The sequence below is a fragment of the Pararhizobium sp. O133 genome (assembly GCF_051669845.1).
Classification (GTDB): Bacteria; Pseudomonadota; Alphaproteobacteria; order Rhizobiales; family Rhizobiaceae; genus Pararhizobium.
Genome location: NZ_CP196426.1, coordinates 2,386,132 through 2,405,601 on the forward strand (window position 1 = coordinate 2,386,132; position 19,470 = coordinate 2,405,601).

General features: G+C 59.6%; 18 protein-coding genes. 7 read left to right on the plus strand and 11 right to left on the minus strand.

Annotated features, from left to right (window positions below):
- Window positions 1–264: 264 nt before the first annotated feature.
- The 5 genes from ACST81_RS11430 to ACST81_RS11450 form a co-directional block, all read right to left on the minus strand.
- Window positions 265–1,308 carry a sulfate/molybdate ABC transporter ATP-binding protein gene (locus tag ACST81_RS11430; RefSeq protein ID WP_438747723.1) on the minus strand — a complete coding sequence of 348 codons (1,044 nt, stop codon included), beginning with the start codon at window positions 1,306–1,308 and terminating at the stop codon, window positions 265–267.
- Between the two features lie 14 nt (window positions 1,309–1,322).
- Complete coding sequence (gene cysW / locus ACST81_RS11435) at window positions 1,323–2,207, minus strand: sulfate ABC transporter permease subunit CysW (protein ID WP_438747725.1); 885 nt, start codon at window positions 2,205–2,207, stop codon at window positions 1,323–1,325.
- The gene (gene cysT / locus ACST81_RS11440; RefSeq protein WP_438747728.1) at window positions 2,197–3,054 is read right to left on the minus strand and encodes a sulfate ABC transporter permease subunit CysT; all 858 of its coding nucleotides are present in this window, start codon (window positions 3,052–3,054) and stop codon (window positions 2,197–2,199) included. Before cysT ends, cysW begins: the two co-directional genes overlap by 11 nt.
- 6 nt (window positions 3,055–3,060) lie before the next feature.
- Window positions 3,061–4,086: a sulfate ABC transporter substrate-binding protein gene (locus tag ACST81_RS11445; protein WP_438747730.1), complete on the minus strand. Its 1,026-nt coding sequence runs from the start codon at window positions 4,084–4,086 to the stop codon at window positions 3,061–3,063.
- A gap of 190 nt (window positions 4,087–4,276) precedes the next feature.
- On the minus strand, window positions 4,277–4,549 hold the full coding sequence (locus ACST81_RS11450) for a hypothetical protein (protein WP_438747731.1): 273 nt from the start codon (window positions 4,547–4,549) through the stop codon (window positions 4,277–4,279).
- Window positions 4,550–4,747: 198 nt separating this feature from the next.
- Between ACST81_RS11450 and ACST81_RS11455 the strand changes: the two genes are divergently transcribed.
- The 6 genes from ACST81_RS11455 (at window position 4,748) to ACST81_RS11480 (ending at window position 13,840) form a co-directional block, all read left to right on the plus strand.
- On the plus strand, window positions 4,748–5,308 hold the full coding sequence (locus tag ACST81_RS11455) for a DUF924 family protein (protein WP_438747733.1): 561 nt from the start codon (window positions 4,748–4,750) through the stop codon (window positions 5,306–5,308).
- Window positions 5,309–5,564: 256 nt separating this feature from the next.
- The gene (locus ACST81_RS11460) at window positions 5,565–8,057 is read left to right on the plus strand and encodes a mechanosensitive ion channel family protein (protein WP_438753520.1); all 2,493 of its coding nucleotides are present in this window, start codon (window positions 5,565–5,567) and stop codon (window positions 8,055–8,057) included.
- Window positions 8,058–8,221: 164 nt separating this feature from the next.
- Window positions 8,222–10,783 carry a GcvT family protein gene (locus ACST81_RS11465; protein WP_438747735.1) on the plus strand — a complete coding sequence of 854 codons (2,562 nt, stop codon included), beginning with the start codon at window positions 8,222–8,224 and terminating at the stop codon, window positions 10,781–10,783.
- 259 nt (window positions 10,784–11,042) lie between these two features.
- Window positions 11,043–11,306, plus strand: coding sequence for a hypothetical protein (locus tag ACST81_RS11470; RefSeq protein WP_438747737.1), 264 nt, complete (start codon window positions 11,043–11,045; stop codon window positions 11,304–11,306).
- Between the two features lie 119 nt (window positions 11,307–11,425).
- On the plus strand, window positions 11,426–12,259 hold the full coding sequence (locus tag ACST81_RS11475) for a response regulator (protein WP_438747738.1): 834 nt from the start codon (window positions 11,426–11,428) through the stop codon (window positions 12,257–12,259).
- Window positions 12,260–12,595: 336 nt separating this feature from the next.
- Entirely contained in the window at window positions 12,596–13,840 is a 1,245-nt protein-coding gene (locus ACST81_RS11480) for a diguanylate cyclase (RefSeq protein ID WP_438747740.1), read from the plus strand.
- Window positions 13,841–13,905: 65 nt separating this feature from the next.
- Here the strand turns inward: ACST81_RS11480 and ACST81_RS11485 are convergent, their stop codons facing one another.
- Complete coding sequence (locus tag ACST81_RS11485; protein ID WP_438747742.1) at window positions 13,906–14,910, minus strand: GlxA family transcriptional regulator; 1,005 nt, start codon at window positions 14,908–14,910, stop codon at window positions 13,906–13,908.
- Between ACST81_RS11485 and ACST81_RS11490 the strand changes: the two genes are divergently transcribed.
- Window positions 14,828–15,106 (plus strand): hypothetical protein, encoded by a 279-nt coding sequence (locus ACST81_RS11490; RefSeq protein ID WP_438753789.1) that lies wholly within the window; start codon window positions 14,828–14,830, stop codon window positions 15,104–15,106. The two genes, ACST81_RS11485 and ACST81_RS11490, sit on opposite strands and share 83 nt — an antisense overlap.
- A 259-nt stretch (window positions 15,107–15,365) precedes the next feature.
- Here ACST81_RS11490 and ACST81_RS11495 read toward each other — a convergent pair whose 3' ends face one another.
- The 5 genes from ACST81_RS11495 to ACST81_RS11515 all read right to left on the minus strand — a co-directional run bounded on the left by ACST81_RS11495 (window position 15,366) and on the right by ACST81_RS11515 (window position 19,364).
- Entirely contained in the window at window positions 15,366–15,569 is a 204-nt protein-coding gene (locus ACST81_RS11495; RefSeq protein ID WP_438747743.1) for a hypothetical protein, read from the minus strand.
- A gap of 73 nt (window positions 15,570–15,642) precedes the next feature.
- Window positions 15,643–15,972, minus strand: a complete 330-nt coding sequence (locus ACST81_RS11500) for a hypothetical protein (protein WP_438747744.1) — start codon at window positions 15,970–15,972, stop codon at window positions 15,643–15,645.
- A gap of 312 nt (window positions 15,973–16,284) precedes the next feature.
- Window positions 16,285–17,790 carry a tripartite tricarboxylate transporter permease gene (locus tag ACST81_RS11505; protein WP_438747745.1) on the minus strand — a complete coding sequence of 502 codons (1,506 nt, stop codon included), beginning with the start codon at window positions 17,788–17,790 and terminating at the stop codon, window positions 16,285–16,287.
- 10 nt (window positions 17,791–17,800) lie between these two features.
- A complete protein-coding gene (locus ACST81_RS11510; protein ID WP_438747746.1) occupies window positions 17,801–18,262 on the minus strand; it encodes a tripartite tricarboxylate transporter TctB family protein in 462 nt (153 codons plus the stop codon).
- A gap of 118 nt (window positions 18,263–18,380) precedes the next feature.
- Window positions 18,381–19,364 (minus strand): tripartite tricarboxylate transporter substrate-binding protein, encoded by a 984-nt coding sequence (locus ACST81_RS11515; RefSeq protein WP_438747747.1) that lies wholly within the window; start codon window positions 19,362–19,364, stop codon window positions 18,381–18,383.
- Window positions 19,365–19,470: the final 106 nt, after the last annotated feature.

Genomic DNA, 19,470 nt, shown 5'->3' on the forward strand with positions numbered 1-19,470 from the left:
ATACGTTTTTTCAGATGAACGTTGCCATTCGTCAGTTCTGCTCAAGATAGCCGACAATGACGGCGCAAATCCGGCAGACGAGACTTTTCATTGAATTCATGCCGGTTCCGCTTGGATGGAAAGACCGTCGAAGCCGTGCAACGGCTTGTGGCAACACGTCAGGCCGACAAGCCAAAAACCGATGAACCAGGATCATGTCGCAGCGTGGAAAGGGCAGCCCGGTTCAAGAGAGGACCAGCCGCACGAAGTGCGGCCGGATCATCTTCAAGCCGTCTCCCGAAACAGCTTCCAGCGCGTCGGCCGGAACGAGAGGCGCGAATGGTCCGTGGTTACCCGTTCCGGCGGCAGTTCGATTTCTACCTTGCTCTTCGCCGCGCTGACGTCGAGTTCGACATGACGGGTGCCGGCGACACGGCGCGTCACCGTAACGGTGCCGGAAATGCAGCCGCTGGCGCCATCCAGCAACTCGATATCATGCGGACGGAAATAGAGCTGGGCGGGGCCGTCCTTTTCACCCTGGGCGCTGACGCCGATCGGCTGACCATCGAGCCAGAGTTGCCCGTTTTCGACCTTGACCGGCAGGATGTTCGACTGGCCGATGAAGCCGAAGACGAAGGGCGAGTTCGGCGTGTCGTAGATTTCGTCGGGCGTGCCGATCTGTTCGATCTTGCCCTTGCTCATGACGACGACGCGGTCGGCGAGTTCCAGCGCTTCATCCTGGTCATGCGTGACGAACACAGTTGTGTGGCCAGTGCGGTCATGGATTTCGCGCAGCCAGCGGCGCAGTTCCTTGCGCACCTGCGCATCGAGCGCGCCGAAGGGCTCGTCGAGCAGTAGGACATTGGGTTCGACCGCCATGGCGCGGGCAAGCGCGACACGCTGGCGCTGGCCGCCGGACAGTTGGGCCGGATAACGCCTTTCCAGTCCGCTCAACTGGACGAGATCCAGCAGTTCCAGCGCGCGCTTGCGGATTTCGGCCTTGGCGGGCCGGCGACTGGCGGGTCGGATCGTCAGGCCGAAGGAGACATTGTCCAGCACGGTCATGTGGCGAAACAGGGCATAGTGCTGGAACACGAAGCCGATATTGCGCTGTTGCACGGTCTTGCGCGAGGCATCCTCGTTGCCGAAATAGACCGTCCCGTCGGTAGGGCTTTCCAATCCTGCGATCAGGCGCAGAAGCGTCGTCTTGCCGGAGCCGGACGGACCGAGGAGTGCGATCAGTTCGCCCGAGCGGATGTCGAGCGAAACGTCGTTCAACGCCGGAAAGCGGCTGAATTCCTTGCGTATGTTTTGAACGCGAACTTCCATAGAGACTTGACCTTTCAGTGCCTGCGGCTGGCGGCGATCTGTTCGCTGTACTTCATTTCAAGCAGCGACTTCAGAACGAGGGTGACAAGGGCCAGCAGGGCGAGAAGCGTTGCAACCGCGAAGGCGGCAACGAAATTGTATTCGTTGTAGAGGATTTCCACCTGCAGCGGCATGGTGTTCGTCAGGCCGCGAATATGGCCGGAGACGACCGAGACCGCGCCGAATTCTCCCATGGCGCGGGCGTTGCAGAGAAGAACGCCGTAAAGCAGTCCCCATTTGATATTCGGTAAGGTGACATGCCAGAAGGTCTGCCAGCCGCTGGCGCCGAGCGACAGGGCGGCCTCCTCGTCGCTGGTTCCCTGTTCCTGCATCAGCGGGATCAGTTCGCGGGCAACGAAGGGGAAGGTGACGAACACGGTTGCCAGCACGATCCCCGGGACGGCAAACAGAATCTGGATGCCGTGGCTCTGCAGCCAGGGGCCAAGAAGGCTGTGGGAGCCGAACAGCAGGATGAAGACCAGGCCGGAAATGACCGGCGAGACCGAGAAGGGCAGGTCGATCAGCGTTGTCAGGAACGCCTTGCCCTTGAATTCGAACTTGGCGATCGCCCAGGCCGCGGCAACGCCGAAGACCAGATTGAGCGGCACCGCGATGGCCGCCACCAGCAGGGTCAGTCGGATCGCCGCAAAGGTTTCCGGGTCCGACAGCACGGTCAGGAATTCGCCGGGACCGTTGCGCATCGCCTCGGTGAACACTGCCGCCAGCGGAAGGACGAGAAAGAGCGCCACGAAACAGAGCGCAACGCCGATCAGGCCATAGCGCGCCAGCCGGCTTTCTGACGTGGCGACGCGGACGAGTTCGGTGTTTCCGGTCCGCGAAGAAGTGGCATCATGCGCCATAACCGTACCTCCGTCTGCTCCAGGCCTGTATCGTGTTGATGACCAACAGCATGGCGAAGGAAATGACAAGCATGACGGCCGCGATCGCGGTCGCTGCCGGATAATTGAACTCCTCCAGCCGGATGACGATCAGGAGGGGGGCGATTTCCGAGACGTAGGGCAGGTTGCCGGCGATGAAGATGACCGAGCCGTATTCACCGACGCCACGGGCAAAGGCAAGCGCGAAGCCGGTCAGGACGGCAGGTGCAAGCCCCGGCAGCAGGACGCGCCTGATCGTCTGGAAGCGGTTGGCGCCGAGCGTGGCGGCGGCTTCCTCCACTTCCTTGTCGATCTCTTCCATGATCGGCTGGACCGTCCGGACGACAAAAGGCAGGCCGACGAAGACCAGCGCGAAGACGATGCCGATCGGGGTAAAAGCGATCTTGATCCCGAGCGGCGTCAGCAGGCTGCCGATCCAGCCGTTCGGGGCATAGAGCGTTGTCAGCGCAATACCGGCGACGGCGGTCGGCAATGCGAAGGGCAGATCGACCATGGCGTCGATGATTCGCTTACCGGGAAAGCGATAGCGAACCAACACCCAGGCCAGGATAACTCCGAAGACCACATTGACGAGGGCGGCGGCAAAGGCCGTGCCGAAGCTGATGCGCAGCGCGTTCAGTGTTCGCTGGTCGGTGGCCAGCGTCCAGAACGTGCCCCAGCCGAGAGCGCTTGACCGCAAGGCCAGTCCGGAAAGAGGAATGAGGATGATGAGGATGAGCCATGACAAAGTAACGCCGAGCGCCAATCCGAATCCCGGAATGACGCTCGGCTGTCTGAATTGCCACAGCGAAGCTGTGCGTGCGGTCATTAAGTCTTATTGCCCCGGCTTGTAGATCTGGTCGAAGAGCCCACCGTCTCCGAAGAATTTCGGCTGAGCTTCCTTCCATCCGCCGAATTCGTCAATAGTCGACAGCTTCACATCGGCAAAACGCTTGATGTCTTCCGGATCGGCGACTTCAGGCTTGAAGGGGCGATAGTAGTGCTTGGCCGCGATCTTCTGGCCGACATCCGAGTAAAGGTACTGGAGATAGGCTTCGGCGACCTTGCGGGTGCCCTTGGCATCGACATTGCCGTCAACCAGCGCGACCGGTGGTTCGGCCTTGATCGAGATTGTCGGCGTGACGATCTCGAACTGGTCGGGCCCGAGTTCTTCCAGCGACAGATAGGCTTCGTTTTCCCAAGCGAGAAGCACGTCGCCAAGGCCGCGCTGGACGAAGGTCGTCGTCGAACCGCGCGCACCGGTATCGAGAACCGGAACATGCTTGAAGAGCTGCGTCACATATTCCTGCGCCTTGCCATCGTCACCGCCATTGGCCGCGCGGGCCCAGGCCCAGGCTGCCAGGAAGTTCCAGCGCGCGCCGCCCGATGTCTTGGGGTTCGGCGTGATGACCTGGATGTCGTCCTTGACCAGATCGCCCCAGTCCTTGATGCCCTTCGGATTGCCTTTGCGCACCAGGAAGACGATCGTCGACGTGTAGGGTGCGCTGTTGTTTTCGAACTTGGTCTTCCAGTCAGCTGGAATCTTTCCGGTTTCCTTGGCGATGGCATCGATATCGGCTTCGAGCGCCAGTGTGACCACATCGGCTTCGAGCCCGTCGATAACGGCGCGTGCCTGCTTGCCTGAGCCCCCATGCGACGCCTGGATCGTCACTGTCTCGCCTGTGTCCGCCTTCCACTTTTCAGCGAAGGCCGCGTTGAAATCCTTGTAGAGTTCACGCGTCGGGTCATAGGAGACATTGAGAAGTGTCGTGTCTGCAAACGCGAAACCCAAACCACCCATCTGTATGCTCGTGGCGAGAAGCGCCACCGTGAAAAGTTTTGTGAGTTGTTTCGCTTGCATGTCTACCTCCGTTGTTAGCAGGCATACTCTATTCATTTGGTAGGATATTATAACGCAAATCATTCCGTTTCGCCGGTCACGGGGAGAAAGTCCTGCCTGCGAGCAACGCCAATGCCGAAATCATTTGCCTCATTCCGGTTTGTCTATGTAGCAAACGCTCATGAATGATGTGGCCGGGATAGCCCGTTCGTCAGTCGTATAAACCTATGCGCTGGCGGCGGCGAGCAACGAGTTTGAGCGACCGGTCGGGCATGATCATGTAGGTTTCCTCGATCCGTTCACCGAAGGGACCATAGAAATTGTTGTGCAACGTGCTGCCGATGGGTGCTTTCTTCAGCTTGGTACGGGGCTGGCCATTATAGGTGATGCTGCCGGGAATGGGCTCGAGGCTGTTATAAGGCGTCGGTGCGACACAGGATGCCAGGAACAGGGCGGCAAAGGCCGCAACGACTATGATTTTCATCGTCGGACTCCTTCGGGGTGTTCCCGTCCATCGACAAGATAGCGTTTCCGCGGATATTTTCCAGTCTGCTTTCATTCCTCAGATGTGATCGCGACTTTCCCTCCCTTATGGAAATGCGCGCGCGGATGCCTATGTCATCGGCGCAGGTGCGCTCGTGATGATCGAGTGCCGATCCCTTAAAAGGTGGAGAAGGTAACGATGGCGAATGCAGGCGAACCATGCACACCGGAGGATGTTCTCGCCTTCTGGTTCGATGAACTCAGCCCGGACGACTGGTTCAAGCCCCAGGTTGAAGTGGACCAGCGATGCGAAGAGCTTTTTCGCGGGGCGCATCTGACCATGGCGCGGGCACTTCCTCCGGAATGGCGTGTCACTCCTTCAGCGAGGCTTGCCGCCATCATCCTGTTGGACCAGATACCGCGCAATATCTATCGCGGCACGCCGCTCGCATTCGCGACGGACGGCTTGGCGCTGCGTGAGGCGCGCCTGGCCCTGAATGCCGGCGCGAATCTGGAGGTGGCCGCGAATTGGAGGCCGTTCTTCTATCTGCCGTTCGAACATTCGGAAAATCTCGTCGACCAGACCCTTTCGGTCAAGCTCTTCACCGAGCTTGGAGATGCCGACAATCTCGATTTTGCCATAAGACATTGCGAGATCATCCGTCAGTTCGGCCGTTTTCCGCATAGAAATGCAGCTTTGGGGCGGCTTTCCACGGAAGCAGAAATCAATTTTCTGTCTCAACCGGGGTCCTCGTTCTGATAGGTTCGGGCTACAGCGTCGCGCGTCACGCATGACGCGCAAAGGTCGCTGTAACACTTTAAATATACTGCATAATCCCTTAAATCGATTCCGATTTAAGGGATTATGCAGTAGGCTTTTGCATCTCAACGTGCTCCAGCCTAAGGAGCAGCCAGCAGTGGCGGCATTTCGATTCCATCGAAGCGGCCGACGGCAGGATAAGGATATTTGAATACCAATGATGTTGAAGATCGCCGCCGCCTTTCTTTCGTTGTGGATGTTCGCCGCGCCGCTGCCGGTCATGGCGCAGCAACAGGACCCTGCGAAAGCCGCCGGGCAGTCCGCCGAGGAGGCAGCAAGCCCTCAGGCACAGGCGGCCCAGCAGCTTGAAGAGGCGCGCAAGAACGTGGCGCGGCTGACAGATATAGTCACGCGGGCAAAGAACGACGACAACCGCCTTGCCGAACTGAAGGTCGAGGTCGATGCGGCCGCCAAGCAGATCATCGCGACATCGGTCGCGACCCGGCCGCGTCTGGACGAGATCAAGGCCCGCCTGACCGAACTTGGCGATCCGCCGGCGGAGGGCGCGCCGCCGGAAGCCGACGTCGTCGCGCAGGAGCGCAAGCGCCTGATGACGGAGCGGGGTGAAATCAACGCGCTGACGGGGACCGCGGAAGACCTTTCCATCCAGGCGACCAAGCTTTCGAACAGCATTACCGCGACCCGCCGCGCACTGTTCAGCAATACGCTGCTGAAGCACACCGAACTCAACCGAGCGACGGTGGTTGACGCGATTGCCGCCATCAATCTGGAGCGTCAGGCTTTTACGCGGACGGTCGGCAGTTGGCTGAGCTTTGCTTGGAATTTCAAGCGTATCCAGTTGCTCTCGGCATTGTTCCTGTCGCTCTGCGCGGCCCTGATCCTGCTCGGTGGTACGCGCAAGCTGCTCTCGCCGATGATCGATCGCGAGACGTCGACAGAAGAGCCTGGCTATATAACGCGCTTGTCGGTCGCCTTCTGGTCGACAATGATCCCGACATTGGCGACGGGTGTCTTTGCCGCAATGAGCTATTTCTTTCTGCAGGCGTTCAAGGTTCTGAGGCCCGATATCGCGCCGATCGTCTCCATTCTATTGCTGATCACCGTCGCGCTGGTCTTCGTCTCCAAGTTGGCGAATGCCGTTTTGGCGCCAAAACAACGCGCTTGGCGCCTTGTTCGCGTCTCCGATCACGGAGCCAGGCTGCTGGTCGTGGCGATTATCGCCATGGCGATCGTCAACGGCCTCGATTATCTCGCAGGCACGATCAGCGAGGTCATGGGCTCGCCGGTTGTTTTCACCGTGGTGAAAAGCCTGATCGCTACGGTCATCATCGGCCTGATCCTGATGGCGATGGCGCTGATCAAGCCGATCGTACCGGCAAACGAAACGCTCGATGGTCGCGGCAAGCCCTGGCCACGGGCGGTGTCGCTGCTCTTCGTGCTGACCGGTGCGATCATCATCCTTCTGACCCTGTCCGGTTATGTCGGCCTTGCCCGGTTCATTGCCACCCAGATCGTCATGACCGGTGCCATTCTTGTCACCATGTATATCGGCATCCTCACCGGTAAGGCCGTCGCCAAGCAGAATGCGCTGGCTGATACGGTCGTCGGCCGCCACCTCGAGAAGCGCTACGGGATGGAGCAGGTGGCGCTGGACCAGGCTGGGCTTGCCGCGGGACTGGGCATCTATGCGCTGGTCGGGGCGTTCTTCCTTCCCCTCATTCTGATGCAGTGGGGCTTCAAGATCGCCGATATCGAATCCTCGGCCTACCGGATCTTCACCGAGATCAAGATCGGCAGCATCACCATTTCCATCGTCGGCATTCTCGCCGGCATCCTGCTGTTTGCTGCCGGCTATGTGGTCACGCGCTGGTTCCAGCGCTGGCTCGACGGCAGCGTCATGGCGCGAAGCCGCATCGATGCGGGCGTGCGCAACTCGGTAAAGACTGGCGTTGGCTATCTCGGTGTTGGACTGGCGGGTCTCATCGGCGTTTCGGCGGCGGGTTTCGACCTGTCGAACCTGGCGCTTGTCGCCGGCGCGCTTTCCCTCGGTGTCGGTTTCGGCCTCCAGAATATCGTCTCGAACTTCGTCTCCGGCCTCATCCTCTTGGTCGAGCGGCCGTTCAAGGTCGGCGACTGGGTGGTGACCGGCACGACGGAAGGCTTCGTCAAGCGCATCTCGGTGCGCGCAACGGAGATCGAGACGTTCCAGCGCCAGACGATCATGGTGCCGAACTCCCTGTTCATCAACGCATCGGTCGGCAACTGGACACACAAGAACAAACTCGGACGGTCCGATATTCCGGTGACCGTCAGTTACAACAGTGCGCCGCGTCAGGTCATGGACACGCTGCTGCAGATCGCGGCGACCCACCCGCTGGTCCTGAAGAATCCGGAGCCGCAGGCCGTCTTTGCCGCGTTCGGCGATGCGACGATGACCTTCGAATTGCGCGTCTACCTCGCCGATATCGTCAACGGCAATGGTGTGCGCAACGATCTGAGGCTGGCGATCTACGAGCGGTTCCGCGAGGAGGGGCTTGGCGCGCCGTTCCCCGTCGAGGTGCTGGAACCGGAACCGCTGCCGCTCGGTCCGGAAACCGACGAACTTGCCCGGCAGGCGGACGTGGCCGGACCACCGGAGCCACTTGACCCGGAAGATGCGGTCAAGCGCAGCGGCACACAGCGCCGCCCGCGCAGGGTGTCGGTCGAGCCGGCCAGCGACAAGGGATAGGATGGAAGGTGTAGGCGTCGATCAAAAAATACGATTGCCCGCGCGCCAATCCGTGGACGGACCGGCTCTGGTCGTGCAGCATGATGAGAATGTCGTAGACAGGCTCTAGTCGCGACGGAGCAGGCTCTAAATTCGCTTTCAATAGTCAATCAGGGTTCCACGAAATGGCAGAATTTCCTCAGAAGGCGAAGGTCGTAATCATTGGGCTCGGCGGCATCGTCGGTGCGTCGATCGCGCATCACCTGATCGAGCGCGGATGGGATGACATCGTCGGCATCGACAAGTCCGGCATTCCGACGGATATCGGATCGACCGCGCATGCATCCGACTTCTGCTACACGACCAGCCACGATTATCTCTCGGTCTGGACAACCCAGTACTCGATCGATTTCTACGAGAAGATGGGGCACTACGCCCGCATCGGCGGACTGGAAGTGGCGCGCATCGGCGACGACACGTGGATGGAAGAGATCAAGCGCAAGCTGTCTTCCGCCAAGGCGTTCGGCACCCGGGCGCATTACGTGTCGCCGTCCGAGATCAAGGCCATGTTCCCGCTGATCGAGGAAGATCAGGTCATGGGCGGCATGTTCGATCCGGATGCCGGCCTCGTCATCCCGCGCTCGCAGACGGTTGCCGGCAAGCTGGTCGACGCCGCCGAGAAGTCCGGCAAGCTGCAGATCTACGGCAACACGCCGGCGACGTCGCTGATCGTCGAGAGCGGCCGCATCAAGGGCGTCGTCACCCATCGCGGCACGATCATGGCCGATCACGTCATCGTCTGCGCCGGAATCTGGGGCCGCCTGATCGCCGAAATGGTGGGCGAAGACCTGCCGGTCATGCCGGTCGACCACCCGCTGACCTTCTTCGGCCCGTACAACGAATTCGAAGGCACCGGCAAGGAGATCGGCTATCCACTGCTGCGCGACCAGGGCAACTCCGCCTATATGCGCGACACCGGCGATCCGAAGACCACCGAAGGCGGCCAGATCGAATGGGGTTATTACGAGCAGCACAATCCGCGCCTCTGCCATCCGCGCGACATTCTCGAAAAGCATGAGGCACGCTTGTCGCCCTCGCAGCGCGACCTCGACATGGAGCAGATCCTCGAGCCGCTCGAAAAGGCCATGGAACTGACGCCAATCCTCGGCGAACTCGGCTATAATGAAGGCCATTCCTTCAATGGCCTGCTGCAGGTTTCCGCCGCCGGCGGCCCGTCCTGCGGCGAGAGCCAGAAGGTGCGTGGCCTCTGGTACTGCGTCGCCATCTGGGTCAAGGACGGCCCCGGCTACGGCAAGCTGATCGCCGACTGGATGACCGACGGCCGCACCGAGATCGACCACAATTCGATCGACTATTCGCGGTTCTATCCGCACCAGTTGACGGAAGAGTTCATCGAAGGCCGCGCTCACGAGGCTGCCCAGAAGATTTACTTCCCGGCCGTTCATACCCGCGAACCTTATGCAACGGGCCGCGGCGCCAAGCGCTCGCCCTTCCACGAGCGCGAAAAGGAACTCGGCGGCTACTTCATGGAACTCGGCGGCTGGGAGCGTGCGCACGGCTACGCCGCCAACGAGAACCTGCTCGAAAAGTACGGTAACCGCGTTCCGGTGCGTGAGAACGAGTGGGACAACCGCCATTTCTGGCGCGTCTCGAATGCCGAGCACCTGGCGATGAGCGAAGATTGCGGCATCGTTAATCTCTCGCACTTCCACATGGTCGATATCGAAGGCCCGGATCACGTTGAGCTGCTTGAATGGCTCTGCACCGCCAAGATCGGCGGCGACGGCAATATCGGCAAGGGCATCTACACCCATTTTCTTGATGACGAAGGCATGGTGCGGGCCGATTTCACTGTCTTCCGCATGGCCGATCGTTGCCGCCTGGTCAACGGTGCCGATGCCGGTCCGCGCGACTTCCACTACATGAAGCGTGTGGCTGAGGACCGTGGCCTCGACGTCACCATCACAGACACGTCGGAAAAGTACATCACCATCGGCATCTGGGGCCCGAATGCCCGCGATACGCTGAAGAAAGTGGTCAAGGATCCCGCCGTCCTCGATATCGAGAACTTTGCCTTCGCCGCGATCAAGCCAATCGAGATTGCCGGCAAACAAGTGTCCGCCTTCCGCATCTCCTATGTCGGCGAGCAGGGTTGGGAACTGCATATGAAGTACGAGGACGGCCTGGCTGTCTGGGACGCGTTGCGCGCCACCGGCGTCATGGCTTTTGGTGTCGAAACCTACGCCAATTCGCGCCGCATGGAAAAGAGCCTGCGCCTGCAGAACGGTGACCTGCTCACCCAGTACAATCTCATCGAAGCCGATCTTGCCCGTCCCAAGGTCAAGGAAGCCGATTTCCGTGGCAAGGCCAAGCACCTGGAATACAAGGCGCGCGATCACCAGCCCGCCATGCTTTGCACGCTGGTCATAACCGAGAATACCGATGCCAAGGGCGTGAAGCGCTATCCGGTCGGCTCCATGCCGGTCATGGATCCGGAAACCGGCGAGGTTCTGGTCGATGAACTCGGCCGCCGTTCCTACACGACCTCGGTTGCCTACGGCCCCACCATCGGCAAGAACATCGCGCTTGCCTACCTGCCGCATGCCTATGCCCAGGAAGGCCGCAAGCTGCATGTCGAATATTTTGCTGAGACCTATCCGGTCGAGGTTGCGGGTGTTGGCTACAAGCCGCTGTATGACCCTGAGAACCTGAAGCCGCGTAGCTAAGGCCAGAGGCCATCTCATTCGTGACATTGTTTGGCGTGCTTGCCCTGACTGGCAGGTGCGCCTTTCATCATGACTGGATGATGCAAGACGTGTGAACGCGTCATTCAGCCTCTATTCAGCCGACCCGTCATATTTTGCATGCAATTCTTCCGGCGTCGGATAATCTGATGTCGGGCAGAAGGGGTGTCTCGTCTCGTTCAGGTATGTTGCCTCGAACCGCGAGCCGCCAAGAGGGGCGGCGCCTTGGCGCTGGTAGGCAATGAAAACATTCGTCAATGCATGTGTTTTGACTGTCATCTCGGCGCTTCCGGCGTGGTCCGCCAGCGTCACCAACAAGGATGGCGAGGCGGCCGTGCTTGTTGTGGTCGAGGGCGAGAACCGCATGGAAGTGGCCATCAGCGCCGGCGGCACGGAATCGATCTGCCCGAGCGGCTGTTTCATCACCACCCCCAGCGGTGATCGCATCGGCCTGCAGGGCGACGAAACCATTGAAATCGTCAACGGATCGGCCGTGGTGAAGTAGTCCGGTGACGGCGATATTGCCCGTCGATCCCGGATATTATTTCAGCAAGCAGTTAACCACTGCGAAAACCTTTCTGCGTAGCTTGCCCCCAGGGGACAATCTTTTCAGATAGGCGATCTATGTCATTTTTTGGCGTGTCCGGAATGTACTATTCCGGTGAATCCTTGCAGCAGCACCGCATTGTGCTTGCCGAAGATTCCAATCTTTTCTCGGCCATGGTCTCCAAGAGGCTGAAGGAACTTCTCGATATCGACGTCATCGTCTGCCGCGATTATGACGATCTGCAGTTCGCCGTCGAGAACGCATCCTTCCCGGCGACGCTGGCCATTTCCAACATCAATCTGCCGGGCGCCGAAAATGGCGAGGCTCTGTCCTATCTCATCGACATGAGCATCCCGACGATCGTCTTCACCGGGACCTTCCAGGAGAGCACGCGCGAGACGATCCTTGCCAAGGAACTGGTCGATTATGTCATCAAGGACAGCGTCTTCGCCGTCGACATGCTGGCCGAATCCGTCTGCCGCTTCCTGACCAACCATCAGCATCACGTGCTGATCGTCGATGACAGCCCGACGGCGCGCGCTTTGTTGACGACGCAGCTGAAGCGCTACAATTTCCGCACCAGCTCGGCCGAAAGCGGCGCCGCAGCGCTCGATCTCCTGAAGAAGCATCCGGATATCGGTCTGGTGATCACCGATTACAACATGCCGGATATCGATGGATTCGAACTGACCCGCCGTATCCGCAGCGGCTATGGGCCGCACCAATTGCGTATCATCGGCGTCTCCTCCTCGGCGAACCGGCTGCTGTCGGCGCGCTTCCTTAAGGCTGGCGGCAACGATTTCATGCTGCGGCCCTTCGTCAATGAAGAGTTTTACTGCCGCGTCAATCAAAACCTTGATACGCTCACGAAAATCCAGACTTTGAGTACAAAAGTCGCTCGAAAAGCCTGATTTGTCTTCTGATTTGCTAATTTATACACTTGGACGGCTGGAAATGTGACATTTTTGAGTATCCGGCCGTCATTCTCATCATTTCGCCTGACGATTTAACCAATTCGCAACGGCAAGTCGGTTGAATACATCGACGGGAAAACGGATGGCGTTCTGTGGGGTCAGAGTCGGTATCCGATAAAAAGATAAATATCTGAGAGCCAGCGTCCAGAACCAGGAAACGCCCAAGGCTCACTACGGGATTGACGGAACGTGGGTTTTCGCACAGCGCCGGGGCGGGGGAACGACTTGCAGAAGCATTCGGGCAAACGAATGCTTCTGATCGAGGACTCCCGAATGTTCTCGACAGTCCTCAAGCACGGGCTGGAGACAGCGCATGGTATCGACGTCACCCATTGCGCCTCGCTGACAGCGGTCAAGGCTGTGGTGGAGAGCGGCAACGGTGATTTCTCGCTGGCGGTTCTCGATCTCAATCTTCCCGATGCACCGAACTGCGAGGCGCTCGACTATGTGATCTCCCACGGTATCGCGGCAATCGTCTTTACCGGCTCGTTCAACAGCAAGACGCGTGAAGACATCCTCTCTCGCAACGTCGTCGATTGCGTCATCAAGAGCCAGCCCGATTCGATCAGTCATGTCATCAGCGTCGTCGATCGCGCTTTGACCAATGTCCGCACCAATGTGCTGCTGGTCGATTCGGACGATACGTCGCGCGCCGATCTTTTCGCCCTCTTGCAACAGCAGCAGTTCAGTGTCGTGCAGGCAGGTGCTGGCGCGGAAGCGCTGCATGTGCTCGACAGCAGCGACGCGATCGACCTTGTCATCACCGATATCGCGCTGACCGACATGTCCGCCTATACGCTGCTTGCCGAAATCCGGCAGCGGCATGGCGAGGATGCCTTGAGCGTGATCGCGCTTGCCGCCTGTGACGACCGCCAGCATGCGGCGCGTTTCCTGCAATGCGGTGGCACCGAATTTATCCAGAAGCCGTTCCTGCTGGAAGAGTTTAACAGCCGCGTCTTCCAGGTCGCCAATATCCAGAAGCGCATTCAGGCGCTGCACAGCATCGCCGCGCGCGACTATCTCACCGATATCTACAACCGGCGCTATTTCTTCCAGTCGGGTCCAAGGTTGGTCGAGCAGTGTCTGCGGCGCGGAGAGACGACGTCCATCGCCATTCTCGACATCGACCATTTCAAACGCCTCAATGACACCTACGGTCATGAGGTCGGCGATCTCGTGCTGAAAGCCGTGGCGAAACGCCTGAAGGTCGCGGTGGGCGACGAGCATCTGCTGGCCCGCCTCGGAGGCGAGGAATTCGGCGTGCTCTTCAATGGTCTCGACGCTTCTGCGGCACACGATTATTGCGAAACGCTGCGGCTTGATCTCGCCGGGACGAAAATCGCTGCCGACGACGAGGAATTGTCGGTCACGGTGTCGATCGGCCTTGCGACGATCGAAAGCCTCGAATCCTTTGAGAACTACCTCAATGCCGCCGACCAGTTCCTCTACATGGCGAAATATGACGGCCGCAACCGGATCGTCTCGGAACTGACCCTCCTCAAATCCATGGCGTCCTGAATGCGAAAAGGGCGACCGATCGGGCCGCCCTCGCATTGTAATTCGATTTTACAAGCAGTTTGTCGTCAGCGAACCGCCTGCAGCGTCAGCTTGCGCTCTGCGCGCTCCTGTTGGGGCGAGCGGTTATAGAGTTCGCGATAACACTTGGAGAAGTGCGAGGCGGAGACGAAGCCGCAGGCAACCGCCACCTCGACGACCGGCATGGCCGACTGGACCAGGAGGTGCCGTGCCCGATCAAGCCGGATTTCCAGATAGTAGCGGGCAGGGGAGCGGCCCATTTCCTGGCGGAACAGGCGCTCTATCTGGCGGCGCGACAGGCCGGCGCTATCGGCGATTTCGAGAAGCGATAGCGGCTCGGAGAGATTGCCTTCCATCAGTTCGATGATCGACAGGACCTTGGCGTTTTGCACGCCGAGGCGGGCGCGCAACGGCAGGCGCTGCCGATCATGCGGGCCGCGAACCCGGTCGGTCAGCGCCTGTTCGCAGACGCGGTTGACGAGGTTTTCGCCGAAATCCTGGTCAATCAGGTTGAGCATCATGTCGAGCGAGGCAGTGCCGCCGGCGCAGGTATAGATGTTGCCGTCGATTTCGTAGAGATCGGCATAGACATCGACTTGTGGGAAGCTCTCGGCGAAGCCCGGCAGGTTTTCCCAATGGATGGCACAGCGCTTGCCGGTCAGCAGGCCGGCCGAGGCCAGCACATGGGCGCCCGTACAGAGGCTGCCGACCGAGACACCGCGATTGTAGACTTCGCGCAGCCAGGCATTGACCGATTTGTTGTTGAAGTCCTCGACATAGATGCCGGAACAGACCAGCACCATCGATGGGCGGTTTTCGCCACCAAGAAACTTTCGTTCGTCGGCGAGCGAGGTGTTGACCTCAAGCCCGATCCCGCTGGAGGAGAGAACCTGGGTGCCGTCCGTCGAGGACAGCCGCCACGTATAGGCTTCATAGCCGAGCATGCGATTGGCGATGCGGAGCGTTTCGATGGCGGCCGAAAACGGCAGCATGGAAAAGTTAGGCACGAGAAAGAAAACGAGGGATCGCTTTTTGGTCAGTGGCTTGTTCATCGAGAGTTCCCATGCGCCGCGGATGTCGCATTTGTCACGTGGAAAAGCGTCACTTGGCTTTCCTGATCGCGACATTCGCATGGATTGCTGCGACTGGGAAGAAATAAATGTTTTCGACACGCCGATCGCTGTTGTCGAACATCGAAATTTTATTCATCAAAAGCAAGGACTTGATATGGCGGCGACAGTTTTGTGAATTTATTGTGCGTTATCGGTGAGGCGCTTTGGAACGGTGTCTTTCATTGATGTTGCGGTTTTCAGTTTGCGACGTCCTGTTGTTTTCGTCATGTGTCGGAAACAGGCTATTTTTGTCGTGGGATTCGCAGTGCCGCCGCGCTGCTGCCTTATTCCAGCAAAAAGGGCATTCCGCCATTATCGCAAAATGCCCTTTCACGCACGGTCTACGTCTGTCGAACCGGGAGGATACTCACCCGCTTTGGCCGGTGCGATATCGTTCATCGCGTCGGCGTGTCCTTGTTGAGCATATCGGCGGAAGGAAAGCCGATATCCTTCAACGTGTCATAGGACAGGCCTTCGAGTTCGCGTTCGGTACGGTAACGCTTCCATGATGCGACGGCGCGCGAACGCAGGCTGACGAGGGCCGAGGTAACGGACGGGTGTCCTGCCTGGGGCGAATGTTCTGAGCTGAAGAATGCCATTTCTCTGGTTCCTTTTGGAGTGAGTGCTTCAAAAGGTCGCGACCATGAGACAGTGATGCTCTTGTCCCATTCATCATTCAAGCGAATATAATTGATCCCTTGTATCAAAAACGATGATGCTTGCCGGACACGGAATTTTCATCGCGAGCCTCGGCGCGGCACGGGCATCGCATGCTGCAAAGCCCGCGTTCTCGGGCAATTTTTGCTGATCTTTCGCGGGCGCCGATTGGCGATGCCTGCGAAAAAAAACAAGCGTTCCCGCATTGCAGGGCGGCAAATAATCCGACGATGCCGTCGTTGGCGCTGCGGGATAGAACGCAAAATCACCGTCTTCCCCAGACTGAGATTTATTGTTTTTGCATTGCCATGAAATACTTGGAAAGACTTTGTTGGTTATATCCATATCACCTATTTAGTGATTGCTGAATTATGTTTGGGAATCTGCCGGGAAAATTTGTAAAATAGCTAAAAGGGCTGTTGGATACGGCGACGAACACCGGCTTTGTTCGATTTTTGTTTGAAACTCCGCTTTTTAGGGAGGGAAAGACGATTCACGCGCCGGTCGCATAGGTGCAGCCGGCGCGTGTTACTATTTTCAATATTTGACTAACTTGCGATTGCCGGGTTTCGTTGTGGTGTCCCGCAGGTATAATTCGCCAGCTGTTATTGTGCTGGAATGGGCGATGCCCGTCGGGCAGGCATCGCCAAGGGCCGCTCAGTCCTCTTCCTGAAAGACCGCTTCGCGCTTGGCCTTGATCGACGGGAGGAAGACGATGACAAGGATGGCGGCCGCGACCAGGAGCAGGACGGCGCTGATCGGTCGTGTCACGAAGGTCGTCGCATCCCCGCGGGACAGGATCATTGCCCGCCGGAGATTTTCCTCGAGCAGCGGTCCGAGAACGAAGCCGAGCAGCAGTGGCGCCGGCTCGCAGCGAAGCTTGACAAGCAGGTATCCGGCAAGCCCGAAGAAGGCGACGGCATAGAGGTCGTAGACATTGGAATTGACGCTGTAGACCCCGATCGAGCAGAAGGCCATGATGATGGGGAAGAGGACGTAATAGGGCACAGTGAGAAGCTTCACCCAAAGCCCGATCAGCGGCAGGTTGAGGATCACCAGCATCAGGTTGCCGATCCACATTGAGGCGATGATGCCCCAGAACAAAGCCGGCTGTTCCGACGCGACGTTCGGACCGGGGACGATGCCCTGGATGATCATCGCGCCGACCATCAGCGCCATGACCGGGTTGGCGGGAATGCCGAGCGTCAGCAGCGGAATGAACGATGTCTGGGCACCGGCATTGTTGGCCGATTCCGGTCCGGCGACGCCGGCGATTGCGCCATGGCCGAATTCCTCCGGTGTCTTCGAGATACGTTTTTCGACGGTATATGAGGCAAAGGCGGCCAGAATGGCGCCGCCGCCGGGCAGGATTCCGAGCGCCGACCCGATTGCCGTTCCGCGCAGGACAGGCCCGAACATCTGTCTGAAATCGTCGCGTGTGGGCAAGAGCCCGCTGACCTTGGCCATCAGCAGGCTGCGCGTTTTCTCGCCTTCGAGGTTGCGCAGGATTTCGGCGACGCCGAAGACGCCAACAGCGACGGCGACGAAGTTCAACCCGTCGGCATATTCACGGATACCGAGCGTGAAGCGCGGTGTGCCGGTATAGATGTCGGTGCCGACCAGTCCGAGCAGCAGCCCCAGCGCCACCATGGCCAGCGCCTTGACGATCGAGCCGTGGGCGAGCGCGATGGAGGAGACGAGGCCGACGATCATCAGCGAGAAATATTCCGCAGCACCGAACTTCAGCGCGATGCCGGTAAGCGGAATGGCGAAAATTGCCACCAGGAAGGTCGAGACAGTCCCGGCGAAGAAGGACCCGAGTGCCGCAATGGAAAGCGCTGCACCGGCCCGGCCCTTCCGCGCCATCTGGTAGCCGTCGATGGCGGTGACGGCGGAGGAGGATTCGCCGGGCATGTTGATCAGGATCGCCGTGGTCGAGCCGCCGTACTGGGCTCCGTAATAGATGCCGGCAAGCATGATCAGCGAGGAGACCGGTTCGAGCTGGAAGGTGATCGGCAGCAGCATGGCGATGGTCGCGGTAGCGCCAATGCCGGGCAGTACGCCGATGAGGGTACCGAGCAGCACGCCGATCAGGCAGAAGAGCAGGTTTTCCGGTGATCCGGCAGTGGTAAAGCCGAGTGCGAGATTGCTGAAAAGATCCATCGTGATGTCCTTACAATCTGACCCAAGGGCCGAAGCGCTGGAAGGGCAGGCCGAGCGCATAGCTGAACACGGCCACCGAAAACGCCGTCAACGCGATCGACAGCACGATGGCGGTCAGCGGCTTCATGCGCTGCGAGGCGAAGCAGGCGATGAGGGCGGTGAAGAACAGCGACGGTACGAAGCCGAGACCGCGCACCGTCAGGCCGAAGAAGATTGGCGCCGGCAGGATGAACAGCATGCCGCGCCAGGCGATCGGCCCCAGCGGCTCGCCCTCGACGCGTGTCGACTGGACGAGGATCACCAGGCCGAGCAGCGATAGAATCAGTGCAAGAACGAGCGGGAAGTAGCCGGGTCCCATCTTGAAGGCCGTGCCGAGATCGAGGTTCATGCACTGGTAGATGAAGAAGCCGCCAAGGGCGACGAAGAGTGCGCCGCAGAGCGCATTGGTCGTATCGAAGGATAAGGATTTCATGATGCCTCCTTGAATTCCGGCCGTCCCGCCGGGCTCTCCTGAACGAGATATATCGGCAGACGCCTTCCCCTCGCGGGGAGAGGAAGGCGGGACAGGTGTGGCTTTGCGGGAATGACGATCAGTCGGCGTACTGGCCGGCCGCTTCGATCACCGGCTTCCAGCGAGCGATTTCGCTTTCGAGCTTCGCCTTCAGCGCGGCCGGCGTCGCATCGGCCTCCGAGGAGGGAACGGTGCCGAGTTCGGCAAAGCGGGCGACGACGTTCGGGTCCTTCAGCGCGACCTGCAGGGACTTCGAGAGGCGGTCCGTCGCTTCCGCCGGCGTGCCCTTGGGTGCGTAGATGCCATGCCAGATGCCGACCTGGAAATCAGCCAGCCCGCCTTCCGCAGCGGTCGGCACGTCCGGCAGGACTGGCAGGCGCGCCGGCGAGGTCACGGCATAGGCCTTGATCGTACCGCCCAGGATCTGTTTGGTCGTGTTGGTGGTCTGGTCGCACATGATATCGACCTGGCCGCCGAGCAGGTCAGTCATGGCCGGGCCGGTGCCCTTGTAGGGTACCGTTGTCAGCGGTGTCTGGATGGCGCTCATGAACATCATGCCGCAAAGATGCGAGGCCGCGCCGATGCCGGCATTGGCGACGGTGACCGTGTCCTTGTTGGCCTTGACGTAGTCGATCAGACCCTTGAGGTCGGTCGGCTCGAAATCCTTGCGGGCGACGATGGTCATGGGTACGTCGGTAACGAGGCCGACATATTCGAAGGCATTCAGCGTGTCATAGGCGAGCTTGCGATAGAGCGTGGCCGAGGTCGCCATGCCGATGTGATGCAAGAGGACCGTGTAGCCGTCCGGATCGGACTGCGCAACGCGACCGGCCCCGAGCGAACCGCCGGCCCCGCCGACATTTTCGACGACGATCTGCTGGCCGAGATCCTTTGACATGGATTCGGCAACGAGGCGAGCGACCGTATCGGTCGGGCCGCCGGCCGAGAACGGCACGACCATGGTGATGGTGCGCTCGGGATAACCCTCGGCATGGGCGGAAACGGAAATGAGCGAGATAGTGGCAAGAGCCGTGACGCCAAGCATGGCTTTCAGGATTTTCATCGAAGTCCTCCCGGATGAAATATGGCCAGCCGACGCAGCTCCTCCCGCGCCGTTTCTGGATGAGCCATTTGTGACCCTCATGCGGCAGCGGGCAACCGCCGCAAGG